This is a genomic window from Kocuria sp. JC486 (genome assembly GCF_011602805.1).
Lineage (GTDB): Bacteria > Actinomycetota > Actinomycetes > Actinomycetales > Micrococcaceae > Kocuria > Kocuria soli.
In genome coordinates this window covers 1-1,575 of record NZ_JAAOZS010000043.1, presented here as the reverse complement: position 1 = coordinate 1,575, position 1,575 = coordinate 1, and the positions used below count along the sequence as shown (strand labels likewise).

At 56.8% G+C, this 1,575-nt stretch carries 1 rRNA gene; it reads right to left on the bottom strand.

Annotation, left to right across the window (positions count from 1 at the left end):
• Window positions 1-38 precede the first annotated feature (38 nt).
• A 16S ribosomal RNA gene (locus GWK18_RS12710) occupies window positions 39-1,571 on the bottom strand.
• Window positions 1,572-1,575 lie beyond the last annotated feature (4 nt).

Sequence of the window (1,575 nt, the reverse complement as noted above, 5' to 3'; positions counted from 1 at the left end):
GGTCACCACACGGTGACCAGGATGTGAATGCTCCTTAGAAAGGAGGTGATCCAGCCGCACCTTCCGGTACGGCTACCTTGTTACGACTTAGTCCCAATCGCTCGTCCCACCTTCGACGGCTCCCCCCACAAGGGTTAGGCCACCGGCTTCGGGTGTTACCAACTTTCGTGACTTGACGGGCGGTGTGTACAAGGCCCGGGAACGTATTCACCGCAGCGTTGCTGATCTGCGATTACTAGCGACTCCGACTTCACGTGGTCGAGTTGCAGACCACGATCCGAACTGAGACCGGCTTTTTGGGATTAGCTCCACCTCACAGTATCGCAACCCTTTGTACCGGCCATTGTAGCATGCGTGAAGCCCAAGACATAAGGGGCATGATGATTTGACGTCATCCCCACCTTCCTCCGAGTTGACCCCGGCAGTCTCCCATGAGTCCCCACCACCCCAAAGGGCGTGCTGGCAACATGGAACGAGGGTTGCGCTCGTTGCGGGACTTAACCCAACATCTCACGACACGAGCTGACGACAACCATGCACCACCTGTACACCAACCCAAAAGGGAAGAACCATCTCTGGAACGATCTGGTGCATGTCAAGCCTTGGTAAGGTTCTTCGCGTTGCATCGAATTAATCCGCATGCTCCGCCGCTTGTGCGGGCCCCCGTCAATTCCTTTGAGTTTTAGCCTTGCGGCCGTACTCCCCAGGCGGGGCACTTAATGCGTTAGCTACGGCGCGGAGAACGTGGAATGCCCCCCACACCTAGTGCCCAACGTTTACGGCATGGACTACCAGGGTATCTAATCCTGTTCGCTCCCCATGCTTTCGCTCCTCAGCGTCAGTAACAGCCCAGAGACCTGCCTTCGCCATCGGTGTTCCTCCTGATATCTGCGCATTTCACCGCTACACCAGGAATTCCAGTCTCCCCTACTGCACTCTAGTCTGCCCGTACCCACTGCACACCCGGAGTTAAGCCCCGGGCTTTCACAGCAGACGCGACAAACCGCCTACGAGCTCTTTACGCCCAATAATTCCGGACAACGCTTGCGCCCTACGTATTACCGCGGCTGCTGGCACGTAGTTAGCCGGCGCTTCTTCTGCAGGTACCGTCACTTTCGCTTCTTCCCTGCTGAAAGAGGTTTACAACCCGAAGGCCGTCATCCCTCACGCGGCGTCGCTGCATCAGGCTTGCGCCCATTGTGCAATATTCCCCACTGCTGCCTCCCGTAGGAGTCTGGGCCGTGTCTCAGTCCCAGTGTGGCCGGTCACCCTCTCAGGCCGGCTACCCGTCGTCGCCTTGGTAAGCCATTACCCCACCAACAAGCTGATAGGCCGTGAGCCCATCCAAAACCAGTACAAACCCTTTCCACCACCAAGACATGCATCTGATGGTCGTATCCAGTATTAGACCCAGTTTCCCAGGCTTATCCCAGAGTCAAGGGCAGGTCACTCACGTATTACTCACCCGTTCGCCACTAATCCACGGTGCAAGCACCGCTTCATCGTTCGACTTGCATGTGTTAAGCACGCCGCCAGCGTTCGTCCTGAGCCAGGATCAAACTCTCCGTCAAAAAA